This window comes from Loigolactobacillus backii (genome assembly GCF_003946275.1).
GTDB lineage: Bacteria > Bacillota > Bacilli > Lactobacillales > Lactobacillaceae > Loigolactobacillus > Loigolactobacillus backii.
Genome location: NZ_RHNQ01000023.1, coordinates 13,932 through 36,995 on the forward strand (window position 1 = coordinate 13,932; position 23,064 = coordinate 36,995).

Sequence of the window (23,064 nt, forward strand, 5' to 3'; positions counted from 1 at the left end):
TGCTTTATGTTGAGTAACTATTAACTTCATCGTTGAAGCAATGGTTATTCAGGGGGGTATTCGCAGGCTCTTTTTTTGAGCAACTTTTAAAATCAGTCCTAAGGCCGATTAAAATTAAGACTAAAGCAAACAGTTGTTAGGCCAAATTTAGGCTATACTAAAATAAAACTAGAAGGAGGTCGCACTATGCAACGTGGCTCTTGGCGTCTTTTTATGATTATTGAAGCCAGTTTATTAATTGTGCTGGGTTGGCAAATCTTTTCTAATCCACCCCAATTAATTTTTATGGTATTAGGAATTCTAAGTTTGCGCTTAGCAATTAAACAACGACATAAACGCTTCTTAACTAGTTTTTTTTGGTTATTTGGTAGTTTAGCAATTATTATTACAATTTTCACTAATCCAACCATTTGGGTTATGCTTTTAATCGGTCTATTGTTCACGGTTATTAAGGGACATGATTTAAAAGTCGGCGATTTAAAACGAGCGTGGGTACCGTGGGCACGTAAACAGTTTGTTGCGGTTGAGACAACTGAACCGACACCTAAAAATGGTAAGCGAATTCGCCATCCGTGGTTTGGCAATCAAACGATTGGGCGCGATGTCTTTGAGTGGGACGATATTAACTTATGCATTGCAATTGGGGATACCATCATTGATTTAGGAAACACATTGTTGCCCAAGGCTGATAGTGTCATTATTGTGCGTAAGGGAATTGGCCGGACCCGGATACTTGTCCCAGTTGGAACGGCTGTGATGCTGGATCACACTGCAATGATCGGTAATGTTAATTTTGCGGGAAAGGCCTATCACGTGGGTAATGACGAATTAACCTTTTATAGTGATGATTATGATACAAATGAACGCCGCGTTAAGATCTTAACTAACGTTTTGGCTGGTGATTTAGAGGTGTTATTTGTATGACAAAATTATCCCGCGGTTTGTTATTTGCAACTAGTAGTTTGCTCTGCTTTTTGGTTATTAACGTGTTATTTTTCTTTTACTTTTTTGCGATTAATCACGCAGAAAGGTTTTTAACTTTATTTACCGCCCAGATTATGTATTTACCAGTTTATGTTTATATTATTGTTGCGGCTTTATTAACTGGTTTTTTGACGACCAGTCTGATTTATTTGTTGGTCCGCCAACAATTTAATCAAACTGAGGCCAAACTAACTTTGTTGACTAATGGTCAATATGAAGCGGATGCATTGAAGGTTGGACGCAGTTCGTTTGATCAGACTTTTGGCTTTGACACTAACGAAACAATCGAAAAATTACGTCAGAAAATGGTGACCTTGCAACAAGAAATTCAGACTTACAGCAATCAGCCTAAGGTCGTTGCTGGGGAAACAAAAGAAGAAATTCTCACGCAGGAACGGCATCGTTTGGCTCGTGAATTACATGATTCGGTTAGCCAACAACTGTTCGCCGCAATGATGATGTTATCCGCTTTAAATGAAATTGCCGCAAAACCTGAAAAGACACCCCAAGTGATTAAGCAATTAAAGTTAGTGGAAACAATTATCAACGAGGCACAATCGGAAATGCGGGCGCTCCTGTTACACTTGCGGCCAATTAGTTTAGAAGGTAAGTCGTTAAAACAAGGTATTATTCAATTATTAAAAGAATTGCGAACCAAGATTCAATTAGAGATGAAATGGGAAATTAGTGACGTTCATTTAGCAAGTGGTGTGGAGGACAATTTGTTCCGGATTGTTCAGGAACTTTTATCCAATACATTACGGCATTCGAAGGCGAAGTCGTTAGAGGTCTATTTGAAACAGGTGGATCAAACTGTTATCTTAAAGGTTGTAGATGATGGTGTTGGCTTCGTTATGAAGGACGCAGATAATGCTGGCAGTTACGGCTTAAATAATATTCAAGAACGAACTGCAAGTATTGGCGGAACTGCCAAAATTATTAGTTTTCCTAAGCAGGGAACCAGTGTTGAAGTTCGGGTACCAATATTAAAAGAAAGCTAAGGATGTGCAGGTTGTGATTAAGGTATTAATTGTAGACGATCATGAAATGGTTCGCATTGGTGTTGCCAGCTATTTGGCCGTTCAGGATGATATTGAGGTTGTTGGTGAAGCTGAAAATGGTAAGATTGGTGCTGAAAAGGCACTGGACTTACGCCCTGATGTTATTATGATGGACCTTGTCATGGACGTCATGGATGGGATTGAATCAACTAAACAAATTATGACGGCTTGGCCGGAAGCCAAGATATTAATTGTGACCAGTTTTATTGACGACGAAAAGGTTTATCCGGCAATTGAGGCTGGTGCAAAAAGTTATATTTTAAAAACCTCAACGGCGGCAGAAATCGCCGACGCAATTCGGTCCACTAATAAAGGTGAATCAGTATTGGAGCCTGAGGTAACTACTAAAATGATGCACCGCTTATCACGAAAACCGGAGCCAAAACTTTACGAGGATTTAACTAAACGTGAGGTGGAAGTATTGGGGCTGATTGCGCAGGGCAAGAGTAATCAGGAAATTGCCAACGACTTGTTTATCACGTTAAAAACTGTAAAAACGCATGTTTCCAATATTTTATCGAAATTACAAGTAGAAGACCGAACGCAAGCTGCTATTTATGCCTTAAAGCACCATTTGGCAGAATAAAAAGGACAGAATCGCAATCTAACTAATCAGTGGGGTAGAACACTGATTAAACAGATTGTGATTCTGTCCTTTTTAATTGGTTAATGGTGTCTAATTTTTAAAGACAATAACACTAATAGGTCAATTAGAGCACTTAGACTAGAGATGATCAGGCCTAAAGTTAGGTAAGGTGGCCAATAAGCTAAACTGACGGTATGGCTACCTTTACTTAATGGAATGGCGATTAAACTACCGAGCACTTGTTTGAATTTTTTAGGGTGACCATCAACGCGTAAGTGCCAACCTTTGGCCGCAGGGATGGTGGTCATCATCACTTGTTTACGGTGGGGAATGGTAATTTTACCCGTTAAATGCGTATTGCTATTACGTGTTAACCGCCACGGGTGAGCCTGTAAGGTTTGTGTTGCTTGATTCAAAGCGGCCGTATTAAAGTGATAAAGTTGGAAATTCTGTAACCAAACTTCAGGTTGTTTTAGGGTAATTGTTAAGGTTACTGGTTGGTTTTGTTCAGCGGCAGCCAAATCGACAATTACTGTATCACGAAAAGTATCATATTGTTGTAACGGGTGGTTATTAACCGTAAAACTAACGGCCTTACTATTGAGATTTGAACCAATTGTCAGGTAATAGGGATCACTAGTTGTTGGTGTAAAACGGTAGGTAATTGTGCCGTTCTTTTTTTTGTCGATTTTTTTATAGGTTTCCGTTAAGGGTGCTTTATCTTGGCGTACGTTGTGATAAGTTACCGTCGCAAATTGCTGAGCCATAAACAACGACGTGTACTGTGTCGATCCCATTAAATGATTAAGAATCGTTGACTGATAAAGTGTTGGGTAGTGATTATTTTTAATAGGTTCTAAAATTTTATTGGAAGCCGCAAAACCAAAGGGTAAGGCATAATTATTTTGGTAAGTCTTAGTTAACCTGTCTTGCCCAATTTCACGATAAAAGGCCAAGTCAGGTTTATCGGTCAGTGGCGGTAGCACGGTTGCACTACTTTTACTTTCTGGTTTGGCGTCCAGGTAGTACTTCATTCCTAGAAAGGCATCCGTAAATAAAGTGCCATTAGAGTAAGTAATGAAACCATCACCGGCCGGCTGACCAAGCCGACCCATAAAATTAGGAATCTTTGCTTCAAAGGTTGAACTAAAATGTGAGGCGCTATTATAATTGGCTTCCATCGAATCGTTTTTGGTTCGCATAAATGTTTTCTCTAAACGATAGAAGTCGTTTGTTTTGTTCTGGGATTTTACCCGTTTAACCACTTTTACCAGTTCAGCAGTGTAATTGGCGTAATCACTTTGACTAACGTAACTAATTTGGTTAAGACTTAGATAAGCATTTGTTGACATTTCAATGATTGTGAAACTAACAAATATCAAGCCAAAGTACCGGTTAGTAAGGCGAACGCGTTGGCGTAAGGCCAAAAAGATAAGTGCCAAGAACCCAAATAAGACCGTTAAGAGTAACTGTGACGGCTTAAGAAAGTTAAATCGGTCCAAATGAAAATAAACGTAGCCATCAAAACCGATTAGTAAAAGTGCTAGTACCCCAATTTGCCAGGAGGTTAACTTGCGGTTAGCCTTTAAAGCAATCGCTGCAAGCCACACTAACCAAAAGCAAATCACAAAACTGAAACGATAGGGATACCAAATTGGAAATTGCATGGCGTGCCAAACAAGATCAAGTGGTTGTAAGCAAAGCGAGAAAAAGAAGAAACAACTAACCACTAAAGCACTAAGTCGTTCGCGCCAACTGATTTGGTGACTAAGAAAATAAAGTACAAACCCAAGTAGGACTAATGAGCCAACAAAAATATTTGGGTAGCCAGTGGGCATTTGATCAAAATTAAAAGCGCCAACGACGAATTTCGAAAGCATTTTAAGGGGTGAATATTCAAACTGCCATTTAAAATGCGTTAATGTGTACTTGGCCTTACTTTGAGTGAGTGCGTAGAACGTCGGTAGTAACAAGGCTGCGGCCAAGCCTGCTCCTAAAAGTGAACCAACAATGAGCTTTCGCCAAGCAGTTAATAACTTTTGCCAGCCGGACCAATGACGAAAACTCGCCCAAAACATGTAAGTGATTAAAAAAAGACAAATCATGTAACCCATATAGTAGTTAATTACGAGTGTGCAACCAAGGAGAAAACTATAAAACAAGTAACTTTTTCCACTAAAAATCTTTTCAATCCCTAGGACAACTAATGGTAAAAAAACGGCCGCATCCAGCCACATCACATTTAGTTGATTAGCGACTAGCCAGCCCATCAAAGCGTAACTGATCGCAAAAGTTGGAATTCCCCACTTGGTCTGAACTTTTGTCTTTTTGAGTAGGATAGCAAAGGTCAGTCCACTACTACCGTACTTAAGCAAAGTCATTAACATCACGCCAAATGTTAACCATTTACCAGGTGTTAGTAGAAGCAATAAGTTAAAGGGACTCATTAAATAATAAGCCCAAACGCCGAGCATATCGCCACCAATTGCTTTGGAAAAGGAGTATAAAATCTGATCCGGGTGGTGCAAGATAGTATCGCGGAAGAAGGCGTAAAAGTCAATGTATTGCTGACCAAGGTCAACGGTCAATAGACTGCTATTACCAAAAGGAAACATGTGGCGGATTGCAAAATAACTCCCCATAATAATAATGGGAGCGAAGAAGCTTAAAAGAAGTGGTGCGTGTTTCTTAAAAAAACGTATGATTTGCACCAGAAGTTCACCTCAATTTAAAAAGAATACTATAATGAGCATAAGCGAAGCTAGATTAACCCGCAAGCTTTTTTAACGCTTTTTAAAGACTCCTAAGATTTAAAAACAAGTTGGCGAATTTTTACTGAATCTTAAATTTGCGTTCTTTCAAAAGCCAAAAGGTTATGCTAACATGATAGAAGTGTTGCGAGATAAAAGGTGTTATGCTAAAAAGATTACGTGGTGAATTTAATTTGAAGATTAATTAAATGAGCAAGTGTAAAAGTGCGTAGTTATTTTTAGCACAATTTCTTTTACAGGATCGATTTTAAGGAGCAAGGTCAAGTGAAATTTTTGCGAAGCAGATCAAAAAGGCCGGGACGAAATCAATCAAGTATTCCGTTCCGTTTGAATTTCTTGTTATTTATTGTTTTTATTCTTTTTGCAGCATTGATTGCGCAATTAGGCTACCTACAAATCCTTTATGGTTCAAAGTTTGAGTCAGAGGTTGATCACACTGATAAAACAGTAGTTACTGGAAATGTGCCTCGAGGAATGATTTATGATTCTCAGGGACGAGTGTTAGTTGGTAATCAGGCTCAAAATGCTATTAGCTACACTAAAGGCATGGATGTTTTAACTTCAGATATTTATAAAACTGCAAATCGCTTGAGTCAGTTCATTTCCGTCAGTACGAGTAATTTAACGCGGCGGGATAAGGCTGACTATTATTTGGCGAATTCTAAGAACTTAAAGCGGGTTGCCGCTAGTTTGCCTAAATCTGAAACGCAGGGCAGTAACGGTGAAACACCAAACGAGAAAACACTCTATAAAAAAGAGGTTGCTGCTGTGAGCAAACGTGATCTGACGTTTACTAATAAGCAGCTTCAGGCCGCCCAGATCTATAAAACAATGAGTGGTGCCTATCAGTTATCAACAGTTTACGTTAAGAATAGTAATTTAACTGAAAAAGAAGTTGCTCAGGTCAGTGAACACCTTACTGAATTACCAGGAGTCAATATTAGCAATGATTGGGAACGTTCTTATCCAGATGGTGATTCAATGCGCAGTATTTTAGGTAGTGTCTCTACTGAAAAGCAAGGTCTCCCAAGTGATAAGGTTAATGAATACCTGGCTCAGGGCTACTCGCGGAATGATCGTGTTGGGACCAGTTATCTAGAACAAGAATATGAGCCAGTTTTAAAGGGAACTAAGTCCCAAACTCAGGTTGAAGTTAACGCAAACAACAAAATTTTAAATACTAAAAAGATTTTCTCCGGTGAAAAGGGTGGTAACTTAGAATTAACGGTTAATTCTGCCTATCAAAAGCAAGTTGACGCTACATTAAAGAGTGTCTTTAATACGGCTAAGTCGGCCGGAGCAACTCAATATTCGGATGGTGCTTATGCCGTTGCAATGAATCCAAAGACTGGTGCTATTTTGGCCATGTCCGGAATTCATAATAATCCTAAAACGGGTAAAACCACTGATGATGCACTGGGTACGATTAACCGTAACTTTGTTATGGGATCTGCGGTTAAGGGTGCTACTGTCATGGGTGGTTTAATGAATGGTGCAATTTCACCAAGTAATAATACATTGCCTGATTCACCAATTTATTTCTCTGGTGGTTTGGTTAAAAAGGCCGTTTATCCTGCTGGCACTTATAGTTCATTGACGGCGCAGCAGGCCCTTGAGGTTTCTTCAAACATTTATATGATGCGGCTTGCGATGAAGGAAGGTAACGCAAAGTACGAGGCCAACTCATACTTCCACATGCCTAAATCAATCTTTAAGACTGAACGTGGCTATTTCAACCAATTTGGTCTTGGTATTAAAACCGGAGTTGATTTACCTGGTGAAACCAGTGGTTACGAAGGGCCAACAACCGATGTCGTTAAGTCCCTGGATTTGGCTTACGGTAACTATGATGCGTACACGCCAATTCAGTTAGCACAATATATTTCGACAATTGCTAATAACGGTTCGCGGATGCAACCTTATTTAGTCCAGTCAATTCGTGGAACAAATAAGAATGGTTCATTAGGTCAAACTGAGTCAATCACGACACCAAAGGTGCTTAATCGAATTAACGCGCCTCAATCTTATTTCAATGTGGTTAAAGAAGGTATGTATAATGTAACGCATGGTTCAATGGCTTGGGGTACTGCCCACCAGTTGAAAGGTGTGACACCTTCAATTTCCGCTAAAACAGGGACGGCCCAAACATTCTACTATGATTCATCTAAACCGAATGATGCCAATCCACCAGAAACTTTAACCTTAAGTTTTGTTGGTTACGCACCATCAAATAATCCACAGATTGCAATCGCAGTGGTTTTCCCAGATATGGCTAATAGTGCGGATGAATCGAATTATAATATCGACGTTGCGCAGAAAATGTTTACCGACTACTTTAAATTAAATGGTCAAAAAACAAGTTCTGGTAGTTCAAGTACAACTACGAGTACGTCTTCTACGACGGCAACGACAACGACAACACAGTAGGTTTTAAAACCGAATTATCTTTTAAAGGTAGTTCGGTTTTTATTTTAGGCGAAATAAGGAGAATTTAAGAATGCAAATTAATCATGCTGTATTACACATTACCGACCAAGAGACGGGCACCATTTATTATTCCCAACGCGAGTTAGATTTAAATGATCCTGGAGTAGCCAAATATATTGAACAAGTCACAAAACGATTTTTGAAGCGGGATGTTCAAACTGGTTTATTTCCAGATGATAATCCAGTGGCCGCCTTATTATTAAATGACGCTGATTTTTTGACTAAAAGTCAGCAACTAACCCAAGAATTATATGATTTTATTGCACCCCAGGCAGAAATACCCCGTGCTGATTTCTTAGTCGTGGATGTAACTGAAGCTGAACAGGATTATTGTGGTTTATTTAAGTTAAATCACGGTCAAAATTTCGTACATTTTTTAAATTATGATGAACAAGAAGTGGCCAATCAAATTATTTTAAACCAGTCCGTACTACCTAGTAGCAGTCATAAAATTGATGACGGATTCTTGATGACGAAGGCGCAGCGCCGCTATTATGTCGCTTCTAAGGTGTTTGCCATTGATGGTGAAAAGCAGGCCTATTTTTCAAAAATTTATTTAGGCCTAACAACTCAGCCAACATTAACTGAAAGTGTTAAAACAGTTGGTGAGACGGCTAAGACAGTTGCCGCCGAATTTACACAGGACGACTTTGAAACAAGTTCCCAAACTAAACAAGCCATTTTTGATAGTCTAAGTGATACTAGTACGTTAGATGTGGACTACGTTGCGGATCAGGTATTTAAGGACAATGAGCCGGCCAAAAAGGCTTTTACGGAAAAGGTTGCACAGAAGGCAGTTCCGGCAAAAAAAGAGGACTTGACGCGTAATTTTGACCGTAAATTAAGCAAGCAGCGTTTGAAGTTAGATAATGGCATTGAACTAATTATTCCAATGGCAATCTACCAGGATAAAGAACAAATCGAATTTGTGAATAATCCAGACGGAACCATTTCGGTAATGTTGAAAAATATTGGTGATATTCAAAACAAATTTTAGCTAATTTTTAGTGGATTAGTACTTTTAGACACGTTTTAACAAAGGTAGCTAAAAACGGTGAATATTCAACGGATGTTTGAGTTAGGGGGAAGAGTAAATGCGTTTTTTACATACGGCCGACTGGCATATTGGGAAAAAATTGGCCGGTTATGATTTATTGGCGGAGCAGCAATTTGCTTACGAGCAAATTGTGCAGTTAGCAAAAGAAGAACACGTTGATGCAATTGTGATTGCTGGTGACCTTTATGATCGTGCTCAACCAAGTGAATTAGCGGTTAAAACTTTAAATGAGATGTTACAGCGACTTAATTTAACCGAGAAATTGCCAGTTTTAGCAATCAGCGGTAATCACGATAGTGCTACTCGGTTGGCAACGGGAAGCCCTTGGTACACAGCAACTCAATTTTATTTGCGAACAACGTTGGCGGCGGCATTTAAGCCAATCGAAATTGGCAATACGCAGTTCTTTTTATTGCCATATTTTGAACCTTTTGCGGCTCGTCAATACTTTGAAGAAGATGATATTCATCAGATTTCAACCGCAATGAAGTTTGTGGTCGCGAAAATGAGGTCTGAATTTCTACCTAATAAGAAACACGTTTTAGTTGCTCATTTCTTTGCTGCTGGCAGCTCGACAACTGATTCAGAGACTAAGATTACTGTCGGTGGGTTAGATGCAGTACCATTAACTTTATTAACGGATTTTGATTATGTCGCTTTGGGTCATTTACATAGTAAAGACGCATTACATGCAGAAAAAATTCGTTATAGTGGCTCACCGGTTAAATTTTCTATTTCTGAGGCTGACCAAGAAAAGGGGGTTTGGATCGTGGATACCGAATCTAATCAGGTTGACTTTCACCCCTTAAAACCATTGCATGACGTTCGGACCTTAAAGGCAAGCTTTGCGGAACTTAGTGATTCTACCTTTTATAAGACACAACAACGTGATGATTTTCTAGCAATTCAATTGACTGATCAAAAAATTATTCCTAATGTCATGCAGGAGTTAAGAAAAATTTATCCGCGTATTGTCAGTCTAACCCGGACTACTGGGCCTGTGGTAAAGCCACAGATGAGACGTCAAATCCGTAAATTAGATCCTTTAACTTTATTGGCCAATTATTTTACTGATGTGACTGGTGAACAATTGACCGAGCAGCAGCAACAGTGGGCAACAAAAATGCTGAAGGCAAGTCAAGAACAGAAGGAAGACAACTAATGCGACCACTCTCGTTATTATTGGAGAACTTTGGACCCTACGAACATGAAACAATCGATTTTACAAGATTTACTGAAACGCCGGTTTTTTTGATTAGCGGTAAAACTGGTAGCGGTAAAACGACTATTTTTGATGCAATGTGTTATGCACTTTTTAATCAAACTTCAGGGGCTGATCGTGATGGTGCAGCAATGCGGTCTAATTTTGCTGCAACTGATGCCCAGACTAAGGTCACTTTTTGGTTTACGCACGGGCAGCGACGTTACCGGATTTGCCGGCAACCAGAACAAACTGTTCCCAAAAAACGTGGCGGTGGGTTTCGACAACAGCCAGCTAAAGTTAGCTTAAGCGTTTTTGAACAGGATGAAGAGTTAGCAGAATTAACCAAGGCAAAAAAGGTTCAGGAGTATATTCAGGACTTACTACAATTAGACGCCAATCAGTTTTCACAGATCGTTTTGTTACCCCAAGGTGAATTTCGCCAATTTTTGACGGCCACTAGTGACGACAAAGAAAAAGTTTTGCGCCGTTTATTTAATACACAATTTTATGCTGATTGGGCACAGATGATGAAAACCAAACTACACAGTGAGCAAAAGGATCTACTTCAAACCCAAGAACAAATCGAAACGTTGCAGCAACAATTAATTTGGCAATCCGATTTTGAACACCCGCAGGCTGATACGCCAATTGATGACGTTTTACAAATTGCCGAACAACAACAAACGCAGTTAAAGGCGCAGATTGAGCAACAAAAACAGCAATTAGAACAGGCAAAACAGGCCGTTCAATTAGTCCAAAATCAGACTACATTGGCTAGCCAACTGAGTGATTGGCAGCAGCAGACGGTTATTTTAAAACAGGATCTAGTGGCCTTAACGGAAAAGAAGCCGGCAATGAAACAGTTGACCAGTGAAATAGCCAGTCTTGAATGGGCCAAGACGCAACAGCCTAAAGTACAGCAGCTTGAGCAAAGTCAGGAAGAGTTGGCCAGACTGCAAAAGCAGGCCCAGGTAAGGCTAACTGAGCTTGAAGAACAACAGCAGACCGTTAAAACGACTAATGCGACGTTTTTGGCCTTAACGCTTAAGCAACCAGAGCAACAAAAAAGGCAGCATGAGTTGGATAAAATGCAACAATTACAACCAATTTATCAAAAAGTAACCTTTGGGGCGAAACAAATAGCACAACTCAAGGAAAAACAGACAAAGTTACAAACAACGTTAGGTGAAAAACAGCAACAATTAAATGATAATGAAGGACAACAGCAAGCTTTAAGTAGCCAGTTAGCTAATCGGCCCGTGGTTACCGCCAAGTTAGATATAATTGCCGGTCAGCAAACAATGCTTTTAAGTTGGCGCGATGAGTTAGAGGATTTAAAAGGCGAAACTCAGAAATTGACTAAAACTGAGCAAGTTTTACTGACAACTGGTAAACAAGCAAGCTATTCAGAAAAACAGGTTTCTGAGGCCGATCAGGAATACCGCCAGTTAAATAGCCAATGGGCCCAGGCGCAAATTGCTCGATTGAGTCAATCATTGTTGCCCGGAACGCCTTGCCCAGTTTGTGGTGCAGTTGATCACCCCAAACCGGCGCCAGCGCTTCCGAGTACACTGATTAGTGAGGCCGAGGTTCAGCAAGCGGAAACCAAATTGACCCAAGAACGTAAAAAGTTGGCCCAACGGCAAACTGAATTTAGTGAGCGAACTGTTGCTTTAAAACAGGCCAAGCAAAGATTAGAAAAAAAGCGCCAATCATTACTAAGTGCCAGCCAAGAGACGTTGTTAGGTGTGAATTTAGATACAAATTTAACTGATTTTGAGTCTTTACTAACCCAAAGAATCTCTGATTTAAAAAAGCAAAAAAAAGCGTTAGAACAAGAGCTGCAACACCTTTCCAAACAACAAATTTTGGCAGAACAATTCAATCAAAAAATACAGGGACTGCAAACTGAATTAACGTCATTGCAGCAACAACAGCAGGCCAGTGCCCAGCAATTGGTTAAAGCAATAACAAAGCAACAATCTTTGCAGGAACAAGTTCCGGCGCAATTTTCAGATGAAGCAGAGTTACAGCAGCATTTAGAATCGTTACAAGAACAAATTACGGCCTTTGCGGCTGACTTTAATGGCGCAACAACGACCAAAGATACTGCAAATCAAAAATTAGCAGCGTTAAAAGCAACTATGATGGCAAATAAGCAACAATTACAGCAGTTAAAGGCCAAAGTTAAACAACTGCAACAGCAGGTGACACTGGCCTTAAAATCGCGCTGGACCGATCGGCCAGAACAACAGTTTAAGGAATTATTAGCAAAATTAGCGACCTTGGATGAAAAGCGCCAGACATTACAGACTTTTCATGACCAGCGGCTACAAAAGCAAACCCAATTAGATCATCTAAATGGATTAATCGCAAGCCGACCGCAGCCTGATTTAAAAAAATTACAGCAGCAATTAGCTAAGCAAGAAGAACAAGTTACAACGATTAGTGCTCATTTTTATCAAGCAGAAGCTAATCAGCAAACCAACGAAAAGTTACTGAAAAAGATTAACCAGTGTTTAGCGGCTAAAAAATCGCGTTTGCAGTTGTTAGCCCAGTTGAACCAGCTCTCTAACGTTGCTAACGGTGATGGTGCAAATAAAGTGAGTTTAGAACGTTATGTTTTACAAACTTATTTAACTGAAGTTTTACTTGTAGCTAATCAGCGTTTAGCGCCATTAACGAACGGGCGTTATCAGTTACAGTTACACGAAACTACAGGGACTCATCGTAATCATTCCGGTTTGGAAATTGATGTTTACGATGATAATGTTGGTGCGTTAAGAAGCGTGCATACGCTTTCTGGCGGGGAAAGCTTTATTGCGGCCTTGGCCCTTGCTTTGGCCTTAGGTGAAGTGATTCAAAATGAAACGGGTAGTGTTGAAATTGATGCTTTGTTTATCGATGAGGGTTTTGGTTCATTGGATGAAGAAGCGTTAGAAATGGCTATGACGGCTTTAGAAACGATTGAAGGTAAAAATCGAATGATTGGTATTATTAGCCACGTTAAAGAACTACAAGAACAATTACCATTCCAATTGCAAGTCATTACGGATGGTGGCGGTAAAAGTCATGTCCGCTACCAAATGGCGTTTGCAGGTCAATCAGCACGTTAGTTGGTTTACGTGTGTTTTTATGGGACAATGAGGAAGAATCAAAATAATTAATGGGGAGTAAAACATGACACAAAGGTTTAAAAAAATGCTTCAAATTGTTGTTGTGCTTTTAAGTTTAACGGTTATTGTTAACGTGGGTTACCACTTAATGCAACCAAGTGAACAACCGACGAATGCAACTGCGGTCAATAAAAAGGTACCTAAGAAGCAGGCTGTAGCTAAGAAGCAAGTCGTACCAAAAAAGAAGACCGTCAAGATTGATTGGCGTAAACCTTCCGAAACTAAACCGTACCCAAAGTTGGCAGAACACCCAAATGCATGGATCAGAGTAGCAATTAAAAGGCAGCGGGTTTACATTATGGATGGCAATAAGCGACTGTACCGAATGTACGCTTCAACTGGCACTAAAGGGGGGACCCCTACTGGCACTTTTGCGATTCAAAAAGAGCGGGGAGATTTTTTCTATAATGCCGCTTCAGGGGAAGGTGCTCGTTACTGGGTGTCGTGGAAGGATCACGGAATTTATTTATTTCACACCGTACCAACTGATGAAAACGGTAATTATAATTTGGCCGAGGCGGCTAAATTAGGTAAATCGGCTGCCTCCCACGGCTGTGTTCGTTTATCAGTTCCTGATGCACGCTGGATTTACGAAAACGTTCCGGAAGGGATGCGCGTGGTAATTGACGAAAAATAGAGGGTTAGTCAAGCGGTACCGTTGGTTGTTTGAGGCGTTGGTATCCACAGTGATTCTTTTTATCGGTTTATTTTTATATCGGCAACTGGGCCGGGTACTGTATGTGCAAGCAATGTTGGCTTGGTCTAGTATTTGGCGGGTCATCATCATCTATTTGCTGATACTTTTAATTTGGCGGTTGAATGAAGTGCTTGGAAAAATGCCAAATTAAGTATAATTTGGCTGTCAAGGAGATTTGCTTAACATTTATTGTTAAAAAGACTGGTCAGAAGCATAAAAAAATGATAAGATAGTACTCGTTTGAGAATAGCGTTAATAATGAAATATCAGGGAGGGTCAAAAATATGCGTGTCAATATTACGATGGAATGCACAGAATGCCATCACCGCAACTATTTAACAAGTAAAAACCGACGTAACAATCCTGACCGGATGGAACTTAATAAGTATTGCCCAAATGAACGGAAAGTTACGTTACATCGTGAAACGAAATAACAACAGGTTAGTTCCTGTTGTTTTTTTGTAGGGGGAATTTTTATGACTAAGACAACTATTCGTTCGGCGCAACTTAAACGATTAAATGATTATGCTGGGACTGTTGATAAAAAGATTGCTGAAGCCGACTTAATTCAGCAATTAACGACAAGTACTACTTTTAAAGCAGCTCAAGTAATTGCGTTAACGTTGAGCCAAACTATTGAGTTAGATACTAAACCATTGATTGATATTTGTTGGCAATTAGGAAAAAGTGTGTATATCCCCCGGGTAATGCCCAAACGTCAAATGGTGTTTCTACCCTACACGTCAACAACTAAATTAGTTAGAAGTAAATTCGGTTTGTTGGAACCGATTTATAATGCATCCCTTATAAAATATAAATTTGATCTATTTTTAGTTCCGGGAGTGGCTTTCTCGGTCACTAAACAGGTACGCTTAGGTTTCGGTGGTGGCTATTACGATCGATTCCTGGCGGCCCATCCACAAAATACGGTTAGCCTAGTATTACCACCACAGTACTTTACCGAACCAACGTGGCCAGTAGAGGCGTTTGACGTTAAAGTTCAGAAGTTTTTTACAAAAGGTTAGGTGAGTAGTTGGAACGAATATTTAAAGAATTTAAAAATGGTCCTTACGTCACTTATCTATTATTGATCATTCAAGTGGTGATTTTTGGACTAATGACTTTGGCCGGAGGAAGTACAAACACTAATGTTCTCGTTTTTTTTGGTGCCAAAGTTAATCAATTAATCCAAATGGGTGAGTGGTGGCGGCTATTCACACCAATGTTTTTGCACATTGGGTTAATGCACCTAGCAGTCAATTCTGTCACGTTGTATTATATTGGGGAGCAAATTGAGGGTGTGTTTGGTCACTGGCGTTTTTTAGTAATTTATCTATTAAGCGGTTTTACCGGTAATATTGCGAGTTTTGTGTTTAGCCCTAATCTATCAGCCGGATCAAGCACGGCCATTTTTGGTTTGTTTGGTGCTTTCTTTATGCTGATGGAGGCCTTTCGCAATAATCAGGCCATCCGAGCAGTTGGCCGCCAATTTGGACTTTTTATCGTTTTAAATCTCGCTTTTGATTTATTTGCACCGGGAATCGATCTGGCAGGACACGTGGGTGGTCTATTAGGTGGGTTTTTAATTGCAAATATTGTCGGCGTACCAAGGATTGGTGGCACGTCACGTGGACGACAAATTATTAGCCTGGTGATATTTATCGCGATGGTTGGATTTTTTCTAAATCTGGGTTTTAATAATTAGTATTTCTATGTATAATTGTGAGGTTGTGGCTAATGAAAACACTCTATGATGTTCAACAGTTACTAAAAAAATTTAATATTTACGTTTATGTTGGTAAGCGAATCTGGGACATTGAATTGATGGGACTTGAGCTCGATCATTTGCACGAAGCAGGTGTACTGGATCACGATACGTACATGCGGGCCAAGCTAGTTTTAGAACACGAACATCGAATTGAGGAACGACACGAGCAGATTAAGAATAATGGAGGTTAGTGCGCTTATGGATGAAAAAAAACTAATCGGTGTTGATTTAGGTGGTACGACCATCAAGTTTGCCATTTTGACAACAACGGGAGATATTCAACAACGTTGGAGTGTTGATACTAACATTTTAGATGAAGGTAGTCATATTATTCCCGATATTATTGATTCAATTAATCATCATTTGGATTTGTTTGAAATGTCCGCGGATCAATTTGCGGGGATTGGCATGGGTTCACCAGGGACAGTTGATCGAAAAGCAGGAACTGTTATCGGTGCTTTCAATTTAAATTGGAAGACACTGCAACAGGCTAAGCGAGAAATCGAAAAAGGTACTGGGATTGCGTTTGCAATTGATAATGACGCAAACGTGGCCGCCTTAGGTGAACGCTGGAAGGGCGCAGGCGAAAATGACGCAAACGTGGCCTTTGTTACTTTAGGAACCGGTGTTGGCGGTGGCATCATCGCTGACGGCCATTTACTCCACGGCGTGGCTGGTTCTGCCGGTGAAATTGGCCACATTACAATTGATCCTGATGGCTACTTGTGTAATTGTGGTAAAAGGGGTTGTCTTGAAACCGTTGCTTCGGCCACTGGCGTTGTTCGGGTTGCCCGGGATATGGCGGAAGAATACGCAGGCACTTCTAGTTTGAAACAAAAATTAGATGATGGCGATGAGATCAGTTCTAAGATCGTTTTTGACCTTGCTAAAGCAAATGATCCGTTAGCATTAATAGTTGTGGACAAGGTTTCTCGTTACTTAGGACTTGCGTTAGGGAACGTTGCTAACACATTGAATCCCTCATATATTGTTATTGGCGGTGGCGTTTCTGCGGCCGGTAAATTTTTACTTGACCGAGTTCAAAAATATTTCAATCTCTATACATTCCCTCAAGTTCGGGAAACTTCCGTGCTTAAGTTGGCTGAATTAGGTAATGAGGCCGGTGTTATTGGCGCAGCTTCATTGGCTAGCCAGTTTGTAAAATAGTGCTTTAAGAACGGAATAATGGGCAGGCTTCTAAACTTGGTTTAAAGTTACTGAAAATTTGTAAAACAAACTATTCAGTTGATCGGCCAAGTGCACGAGCTACTTATTATTCCGTATTTTTGTGATTAAATTAACTGACAAGTAAACGATGTTTAAATGACGTTGACTTAAACTTAGCTCAACTCAATTAGTTAACAAGATCATAGTCGCTAATTATTTTTATCTAGATTAGGGTAAACTAAAATTTAAAAAATAATAACTTGCTTTATTACGGTGTACTCTTAAAATTCATAATTTTTGGTCAGTTTTTATTTTGCCACTAGTCAATCGACTGGTTTTGTGTGAAAATAGTGATTGTGGCGTTTAGTAACTAAACGCGTGATTTACGGGAGGTTTGTTGAAATGACTTTAGGTGCAGCAATTAGTGCTAGTTTTATTTTTAACGTAATTATTATCTTGTTCGTTGTTTATTGGGTCGGAAACCAACTTTATCTCTACATCCAAAGACGCCGGGTCGGTAAGGAAATTACGGAAGAAGTATTTAATAAGGGAATGCGTAAGGCCCAAATTGTGGATTTACGCGAGCCTAAGGATTTTGATTCTGGGCATATTTTAGGTGCCAGAAATTTACCTTATTCGCAATTAACTCAGCGGTATACGGACCTTCGTGCTGATCTACCAATTTATCTTTATGATCAGGGCCGAACTTTAAGTACGCGGGCCGCAATCAAATTATACCGTAAGGGCTACCGTAACCTTTATTGGTTAAAAAAAGGTTATCAAAATTGGGATGGCAAGACTAAGAGCAAGAAACATGTTTAAAGAGCCACTGATTATAAAGTCGGTTTAGTGACCAGCTAACTTTATAAATCAGGGCTTTTTTAGTGAATAAGTGATTAAGCTGTACTGTCCCTAGTACAAGTACTAATTATTGTTGAGTAATTATAAAGTCAGTGTCTAGTCGAATTTCTGATAAGGGGGGTAATCAAGTGACGCTTATTTTTGGTCATCGGGGTAGTAAGGGAAGCTGCCCGGAAAATACGTTGGTTAGCTTTCGCCAGGCAATAGTCGATGGTGCCGATGGAATTGAAACTGACGTGCAGTGTAGCGGTGACGGTGCCTTAATCATTATGCACGATGAGAAGGTTAATCGAACAACCAATGGGCGGGGCGCAATTAAGCAGTTGTCGCTGGAAAAACTAAAAGCGCTGGACGCCGGTAGTTGGTTCGCGCCACAATTTGCGGGTGAACGGATTCCTACTTTACAAGAAGTACTTAATTTACTGGATCAACAGCACTTTACTGGAGTATTCAATTTAGAAATAAAAACGGATCACACGGACTATCCTGGAATTGAGCAAAAAGTAATTCAAGCCATGACCCAAAATAAACATACTTATCAGGTACTATATTCAAGTTTTAATTTAACTTCATTGGCGCAGTTGAAGTTTTACGCACCGAATGCTCACTTAGCAAGTTTATTTAAATATTCAAGTCGCCAAACGCGAAAATTAACTAAGGCTGGAACCGTTGTGGCTTGGCACCCAAAGTTAGCTTGGGTTAAGCGGCATTTAAAAACAATTCCTGCCGAGCTAGCAGTTCGGCCGTGGACCGTCAATTCTGTACCCGATTTAAAATACTGTTTTCAGGCCAATTTTGCGGGCCTTTTTACTGATTACCCGAAAGAAGCATTGGCGATTCGGGAACAGGAGTGTGGAAGGAATGCCTAAACAGAAACTGATTTTGATTGTTGGTCCGACGGCAGTTGGTAAGACGGACCTAGGAATTAATTTGGCACAGGCCTTTTCAGGTGAAATTATTTCAGGTGATTCCATGCAAGTTTATCGTCATCTGGATATTGGAACGGCTAAAGTAACATCACTAGAAATGGCCGGTGTGCGCCACCATTTGTTGGATATTTGTAATGTTGAGCAACGTTTCACGGTTGCCGATTTTACGGATTTAGCCGCTAAAAAAATCACGCAAATTATTACCCGCAAACAACAACCATTTGTGGTTGGTGGAACGGGCTTTTACTTGCAGTCTTTATTACGCGGTTATCAGTTAGGCGGTGCTAGATCCGCCCAAGATTTAACCTTACGCAAGCAATTAAGTTTAATTGCTGAGCAAGAGGGTAATCAGGTCTTATGGAATCGACTTACTCAAGTTGATCCAGCCGCGGCCAAACGGATTCCGTTGGCGGATACCCGGCGGATTATTCGAGCGTTAGAGGTTTATACACTGACGGGTAAACGTTTTTCGGCGCAGACAGATCAAATAAATACAAACTACGAACCGTATATTATTGGACTGACAACCCAGCGGGAATTACTTTATCGGCGAATTAATCAACGAGTTGATCTAATGATGCAGGCAGGGTTACTGACAGAGGCAAAATGGTTGTACGAGCGGCGGCAGCAAGCTCCTCAAGCCAGTAAGGGAATTGGGTATAAGGAGTTTTTCCCTTATTTTTCAGGAGAATGTGATTTAGCAACGGCGGTGAGTAAGGTCAAACAGAATTCACGTCATTACGCCAAGCGGCAGCTAACTTTTTTTCGAAATCAGTTACCAGTTCATTGGTATGATTTAGTCACAAGGCCAGAAGATTTACCGCAAATTAAGCAAGCTGTTAAAAACTTTTTAAATGAGGAGTGATTTAAATGAGTTGGCTGGACAAATTAGATCCAAAATTACAGTCATTCGTTAAAGTGGTTGACCAACAGGTTGAGCCACGGTTTGAACAAATTAGAGATAACGTTTTAACTAATCAGGAAAAGGTTCTAACGGCTTTTCGTGAACACCATGTTTCGATGGATAGCTTCACGGGTACTAATGGTTACGGCTATGATGATGAAGGCCGTGATCAATTAGATGCAATCTACGCTGATGTTTTTGGTGGTGAGGCCGCAATGGTACGCCCACAATTTGTTTCGGGAACCCATGCGATTGGAACAGCCTTTTTTGGTCTATTACGACCGGGAGATGAACTACTTTACATCACTGGTAAGCCTTATGATACCCTACAAGAAGTGATTGGTATTGCCGGAAATAAAATTGGTTCACTAGCGGAGTTTGGAATTGATTTTGATTACGCACCACTTCAAGAAAATGGCCAGATGGACCAGCTGATTGTAAAAGAGAAACTAGCGAAGAAGCCTAAGGTAGTTGCAATTCAGCGTTCCCGTGGCTATGCCATTCGTGATAGTTTTACCATCGAACAAATCACCGCAATGATCAAGTTTGTTCGACAGATTTTGCCGAATGTGATCATTTTTGTGGATAATTGTTACGGCGAATTTTCTGAAACTACTGAGCCGCTGCAGGTTGGCGCTAATTTAATGGCCGGTTCGTTAATTAAAAATCCGGGTGGTGGATTAGCAAAAACTGGTGGGTACATCGCCGGTGACCAGAAATTAGTTGAAAAGGCCGGCTACGCGTTGACTGTTCCTGGAATTGGCGCCAGTGAATCAGCAACTTTGAACACTATGGGCGATATGTTTCAAGGTTTCTTTTTGGCACCACACGTTGTTGGTGAAGCAATTAAAGGTGCGGTTTACGCCGCGGCATTATTGGAAAAAATAGGCTTGGATGTTCAGCCTAAATGGGATGCACCCAGAACGGATTTAATTCAAACGATTAATTTTGGTCAAGCTGAGCTAATGACTAAATTTGCGGCGGCAATTCAGAAGTATTCGCCAGTTGATGCCTACGTTACACCAATTCCCGAAGCCATGGCCGGCTATGAAGACGAGATTATTATGGCCGCTGGAACCTTTGTTCAAGGTGCTAGTGTTGAGCTTTCGGCGGATGGACCATTGCGCCCACCGTACACACTTTATTTGCAGGGTGGTTTAACGTTTGAACACGTAAAGCTGGCCATCACTTCTGCAGTTAACGAAACGTTTTTTAGCAAAAAGAAAACCAAGTAAAGTTTTTATTTCATGACTGGTAGTTTATCGCTATAAATAGCCTGTGTTAGCCGAGTACAAAGGCCCTAAGCATACTTTAAATAAATTGGTCTGGCCGGCATTCATAGGCTATGTTATAAAACATAACATAAGTTATTGACAAATAGTTTTGGCCTTGTTATGATGAGTTTGTCTAAAGGGAGGGTCGCTATGAAAGAGAAAGAGCTGCGACGTTCGTTATCTGTTTTTCCAATTGGTACGGTGATGAAGCTAACTGATCTTACCGCACGTCAGATTCGCTACTATGAAGAGCAAGATTTAATTCACCCGAAGCGAAACGACGGAAACCGACGAATGTATTCATTGAATGACATTGATGTTTTATTGGAAATTAAGGACTACTTGGCAGAGGGTATAAATATGGCGGGAATTAAACATATTTATGACATGAAAGAAGTCGCGAAACAAAAGAAGCAGGCCGATCTGAAAAAGCCCGTCACAGATGAGGATGTTCGCCGAATTTTCCATGATGAATTACTACAGGCTGGGCGCCTAACTAACGAAGATCAGAGTTCAACAACTCTTTTTCATACGCACAGGCCTCTGTAAATTAATATAAGGAGCAATATGATGGCAAAAGTTAACTACACAAAAGATGAGATTCGTCAGATTGTTAAGGATGAAAATGTTCAATTTCTCCGTTTAATGTTTACTGATATTGGCGGAATTATAAAAAACGTTGAAGTTCCGGTTAATCAACTAGAAAAGGTATTGAATAATAAGATTATGTTTGATGGTTCTTCAATTGACGGTTTCGTTCGCATTGAAGAAAGTGATATGTACTTATATCCAGAATTAGATACCTGGATGATTTTCCCATGGGGTTCTGAACACGGGAAGGTCGCGCGCCTAATTTGCCGGATCTATAATACTGACGGTACACCATTTATGGGCGATCCCCGAAATAATTTGATTCGTGTCCTTGACGAGATGCGTGAAGCTGGTTTTACTGATTTTAATATTGGACCTGAACCAGAATTTTTCTTATTTAAGTTAGATGATAAGGGTCAACCAACTTTGAATCTTAATGATAAGGGTAGTTATTTTGATCTTGCCCCCGTTGATTTAGGTGAAAATTGTCGGCGGGACATTGTTCTTGAAATGGAAAACATGGGTTTTGAAGTTGAGGCTAGTCACCATGAAGTTGCACCGGGCCAACACGAAATTGATTTTAAATATTCTAATGCTTTAGCTGCGGCAGATAAAATTCAGACTTTTAAATTGATTGTTAAAACGGTTGCCCGTAAGCATGGTTTGCACGCTACCTTTATGCCCAAACCATTGGATGGTATAAATGGATCTGGCATGCACATGAATATGTCTTTGTTCCATGATAAAGGAAACGCCTTCTTCGATGAAAAAGGTGAGATGCAGCTATCAGATGATGCTTACCACTTCTTAGCTGGTCTTTTAAGCCATGCTCACGGATTGACGGCAATTGCTAACCCAACCGTTAACTCTTACAAACGTTTAGTTCCTGGTTTTGAGGCACCAGTTTACGTGGCCTGGTCAGGCAAAAATCGTTCACCACTAGTTCGAATACCTGCATCACGAGGCTTATCAACCCGTTTGGAGTTGCGTAGTGTTGATCCAACAGCTAATCCATATTTGGTTATTGCCGCAATGCTGGAGGCTGGTTTAGATGGTGTTCGCCAAAAGGCAGAACCACAGCCAGCAGTTGACCGCAATATTTACCGGATGAATGATGATGAACGAGAAGCAAATCATATTATTGATTTGCCATCAACGTTGCATACTGCGTTAAAGGTTTTGCAAGGTGATGAGGTATTAAAGTCTTCACTGGGACCACATCTTTATCAAAGCTTCCTTGAAAGCAAACGCTTGGAATGGGCTTCATACCGCCAGGTTGTTTCGCAATGGGAACGTGATCAATACCTTGAGCTTTATTAGATGTTATTAATGTAAAGTGCGGTCTAATTGTTAGATTTATTTGGCTCTCTGTCAAATCCTGTTGATAGCCAATTTTACAGCGTTAGAAGTTAGGCAACTTCTAATGCTGTTTTTTTATTTGGTTTGGTGCGCATTTGTTGTAGTTTGATCGTAAGCAGTAAATAATCGACCGTTTAAAAAAGGCAAACCGGCTTCTCGAAATTGAGAAATCGGTTTGTCTTTTACAT

At 40.2% G+C, this 23,064-nt stretch carries 21 protein-coding genes; 20 read left to right on the forward strand and 1 reads right to left on the reverse strand.

Going from position 1 to position 23,064, the window contains the following annotated elements:
* Positions 1-186: 186 nt before the first annotated feature.
* From liaF to EKM61_RS05750, 3 genes are read left to right on the forward strand one after another with little or no spacing between them, the layout of a single operon-like run.
* Positions 187-924 carry a cell wall-active antibiotics response protein LiaF gene (gene liaF, locus EKM61_RS05740; protein ID WP_068223721.1) on the forward strand — a complete coding sequence of 246 codons (738 nt, stop codon included), beginning with the start codon at positions 187-189 and terminating at the stop codon, positions 922-924.
* The gene (locus EKM61_RS05745) at positions 921-1,985 is read left to right on the forward strand and encodes a sensor histidine kinase (protein ID WP_068223724.1); all 1,065 of its coding nucleotides are present in this window, start codon (positions 921-923) and stop codon (positions 1,983-1,985) included. The genes liaF and EKM61_RS05745 overlap by 4 nt, the downstream gene beginning before the upstream one ends.
* Positions 1,986-1,998: 13 nt before the next feature.
* Positions 1,999-2,631 carry a response regulator gene (locus EKM61_RS05750; RefSeq protein WP_068226200.1) on the forward strand — a complete coding sequence of 211 codons (633 nt, stop codon included), beginning with the start codon at positions 1,999-2,001 and terminating at the stop codon, positions 2,629-2,631.
* 80 nt (positions 2,632-2,711) lie between these two features.
* Here EKM61_RS05750 and EKM61_RS05755 read toward each other — a convergent pair whose 3' ends face one another.
* Positions 2,712-5,342: a YfhO family protein gene (locus EKM61_RS05755; RefSeq protein WP_225359751.1), complete on the reverse strand. Its 2,631-nt coding sequence runs from the start codon at positions 5,340-5,342 to the stop codon at positions 2,712-2,714.
* Between the two features lie 324 nt (positions 5,343-5,666).
* On the opposite strand from EKM61_RS05755, the gene EKM61_RS05760 reads away from it, so the two are divergent.
* The 17 genes from EKM61_RS05760 (at position 5,667) to glnA (ending at position 22,837) form a co-directional block, all read left to right on the forward strand.
* Entirely contained in the window at positions 5,667-7,829 is a 2,163-nt protein-coding gene (locus EKM61_RS05760) for a peptidoglycan D,D-transpeptidase FtsI family protein (RefSeq protein ID WP_068376987.1), read from the forward strand.
* 70 nt (positions 7,830-7,899) lie between these two features.
* Positions 7,900-8,886: a nucleoid-associated protein gene (locus tag EKM61_RS05765; protein WP_068223730.1), complete on the forward strand. Its 987-nt coding sequence runs from the start codon at positions 7,900-7,902 to the stop codon at positions 8,884-8,886.
* 97 nt (positions 8,887-8,983) lie between these two features.
* Positions 8,984-10,108, forward strand: coding sequence for an exonuclease SbcCD subunit D (locus tag EKM61_RS05770; protein WP_068223733.1), 1,125 nt, complete (start codon positions 8,984-8,986; stop codon positions 10,106-10,108).
* Positions 10,108-13,266, forward strand: a complete 3,159-nt coding sequence (locus EKM61_RS05775; RefSeq protein WP_068223737.1) for an SbcC/MukB-like Walker B domain-containing protein — start codon at positions 10,108-10,110, stop codon at positions 13,264-13,266. The genes EKM61_RS05770 and EKM61_RS05775 overlap by 1 nt, the downstream gene beginning before the upstream one ends.
* A gap of 64 nt (positions 13,267-13,330) precedes the next feature.
* Entirely contained in the window at positions 13,331-13,963 is a 633-nt protein-coding gene (locus EKM61_RS05780; protein WP_068223745.1) for a L,D-transpeptidase, read from the forward strand.
* Positions 13,950-14,174 (forward strand): hypothetical protein, encoded by a 225-nt coding sequence (locus EKM61_RS05785; protein ID WP_068280827.1) that lies wholly within the window; start codon positions 13,950-13,952, stop codon positions 14,172-14,174. Before EKM61_RS05780 ends, EKM61_RS05785 begins: the two co-directional genes overlap by 14 nt.
* A gap of 133 nt (positions 14,175-14,307) precedes the next feature.
* Positions 14,308-14,457, forward strand: a complete 150-nt coding sequence (gene rpmG, locus EKM61_RS05790; protein ID WP_075168921.1) for a 50S ribosomal protein L33 — start codon at positions 14,308-14,310, stop codon at positions 14,455-14,457.
* Positions 14,458-14,499: 42 nt separating this feature from the next.
* Positions 14,500-15,048, forward strand: a complete 549-nt coding sequence (locus tag EKM61_RS05795) for a 5-formyltetrahydrofolate cyclo-ligase (RefSeq protein ID WP_068223749.1) — start codon at positions 14,500-14,502, stop codon at positions 15,046-15,048.
* Positions 15,049-15,056: 8 nt separating this feature from the next.
* The gene (locus tag EKM61_RS05800) at positions 15,057-15,728 is read left to right on the forward strand and encodes a rhomboid family intramembrane serine protease (protein ID WP_068223752.1); all 672 of its coding nucleotides are present in this window, start codon (positions 15,057-15,059) and stop codon (positions 15,726-15,728) included.
* Between the two features lie 32 nt (positions 15,729-15,760).
* Positions 15,761-15,982, forward strand: coding sequence for a YqgQ family protein (locus tag EKM61_RS05805; RefSeq protein WP_068223755.1), 222 nt, complete (start codon positions 15,761-15,763; stop codon positions 15,980-15,982).
* A 7-nt stretch (positions 15,983-15,989) separates the two neighbouring features.
* Positions 15,990-16,958 (forward strand): ROK family glucokinase, encoded by a 969-nt coding sequence (locus EKM61_RS05810; RefSeq protein WP_068223758.1) that lies wholly within the window; start codon positions 15,990-15,992, stop codon positions 16,956-16,958.
* A gap of 402 nt (positions 16,959-17,360) precedes the next feature.
* Positions 17,361-17,780, forward strand: coding sequence for a rhodanese-like domain-containing protein (locus EKM61_RS05815; protein WP_068223761.1), 420 nt, complete (start codon positions 17,361-17,363; stop codon positions 17,778-17,780).
* 167 nt (positions 17,781-17,947) lie between these two features.
* Positions 17,948-18,688, forward strand: a complete 741-nt coding sequence (locus EKM61_RS05820; protein WP_068223764.1) for a glycerophosphodiester phosphodiesterase family protein — start codon at positions 17,948-17,950, stop codon at positions 18,686-18,688.
* Positions 18,681-19,613 carry a tRNA (adenosine(37)-N6)-dimethylallyltransferase MiaA gene (gene miaA, locus EKM61_RS05825; RefSeq protein WP_068223767.1) on the forward strand — a complete coding sequence of 311 codons (933 nt, stop codon included), beginning with the start codon at positions 18,681-18,683 and terminating at the stop codon, positions 19,611-19,613. Before EKM61_RS05820 ends, miaA begins: the two co-directional genes overlap by 8 nt.
* 5 nt (positions 19,614-19,618) lie before the next feature.
* Positions 19,619-20,887, forward strand: coding sequence for a methionine gamma-lyase family protein (locus EKM61_RS05830; protein ID WP_068223771.1), 1,269 nt, complete (start codon positions 19,619-19,621; stop codon positions 20,885-20,887).
* Between the two features lie 189 nt (positions 20,888-21,076).
* On the forward strand, positions 21,077-21,475 hold the full coding sequence (locus EKM61_RS05835; RefSeq protein WP_068223776.1) for a MerR family transcriptional regulator: 399 nt from the start codon (positions 21,077-21,079) through the stop codon (positions 21,473-21,475).
* A gap of 21 nt (positions 21,476-21,496) precedes the next feature.
* The gene (gene glnA, locus EKM61_RS05840) at positions 21,497-22,837 is read left to right on the forward strand and encodes a type I glutamate--ammonia ligase (protein WP_068376984.1); all 1,341 of its coding nucleotides are present in this window, start codon (positions 21,497-21,499) and stop codon (positions 22,835-22,837) included.
* The last annotated feature ends 227 nt before the right edge of the window (positions 22,838-23,064 follow it).

What these genes read in the sequence shown, in the direction of transcription:
- EKM61_RS05830 (WP_068223771.1), top strand. Translation starts at nt 19,619, where the DNA reads ATGAGTTGGCTGGACAAATTAGATCCAAAATTACAGTCATTCGTTAAA.
- liaF (WP_068223721.1), top strand. Translation starts at nt 187, where the DNA reads ATGCAACGTGGCTCTTGGCGTCTTTTTATGATTATTGAAGCCAGTTTA.
- glnA (WP_068376984.1), top strand. Translation starts at nt 21,497, where the DNA reads ATGGCAAAAGTTAACTACACAAAAGATGAGATTCGTCAGATTGTTAAG.
- EKM61_RS05765 (WP_068223730.1), top strand. Translation starts at nt 7,900, where the DNA reads ATGCAAATTAATCATGCTGTATTACACATTACCGACCAAGAGACGGGC.
- EKM61_RS05780 (WP_068223745.1), top strand. Translation starts at nt 13,331, where the DNA reads ATGACACAAAGGTTTAAAAAAATGCTTCAAATTGTTGTTGTGCTTTTA.
- EKM61_RS05795 (WP_068223749.1), top strand. Translation starts at nt 14,500, where the DNA reads ATGACTAAGACAACTATTCGTTCGGCGCAACTTAAACGATTAAATGAT.
- EKM61_RS05745 (WP_068223724.1), top strand. Translation starts at nt 921, where the DNA reads ATGACAAAATTATCCCGCGGTTTGTTATTTGCAACTAGTAGTTTGCTC.
- miaA (WP_068223767.1), top strand. Translation starts at nt 18,681, where the DNA reads ATGCCTAAACAGAAACTGATTTTGATTGTTGGTCCGACGGCAGTTGGT.
- EKM61_RS05835 (WP_068223776.1), top strand. Translation starts at nt 21,077, where the DNA reads ATGAAAGAGAAAGAGCTGCGACGTTCGTTATCTGTTTTTCCAATTGGT.
- EKM61_RS05775 (WP_068223737.1), top strand. Translation starts at nt 10,108, where the DNA reads ATGCGACCACTCTCGTTATTATTGGAGAACTTTGGACCCTACGAACAT.
- EKM61_RS05770 (WP_068223733.1), top strand. Translation starts at nt 8,984, where the DNA reads ATGCGTTTTTTACATACGGCCGACTGGCATATTGGGAAAAAATTGGCC.
- EKM61_RS05805 (WP_068223755.1), top strand. Translation starts at nt 15,761, where the DNA reads ATGAAAACACTCTATGATGTTCAACAGTTACTAAAAAAATTTAATATT.
- EKM61_RS05810 (WP_068223758.1), top strand. Translation starts at nt 15,990, where the DNA reads ATGGATGAAAAAAAACTAATCGGTGTTGATTTAGGTGGTACGACCATC.
- EKM61_RS05815 (WP_068223761.1), top strand. Translation starts at nt 17,361, where the DNA reads ATGACTTTAGGTGCAGCAATTAGTGCTAGTTTTATTTTTAACGTAATT.
- rpmG (WP_075168921.1), top strand. Translation starts at nt 14,308, where the DNA reads ATGCGTGTCAATATTACGATGGAATGCACAGAATGCCATCACCGCAAC.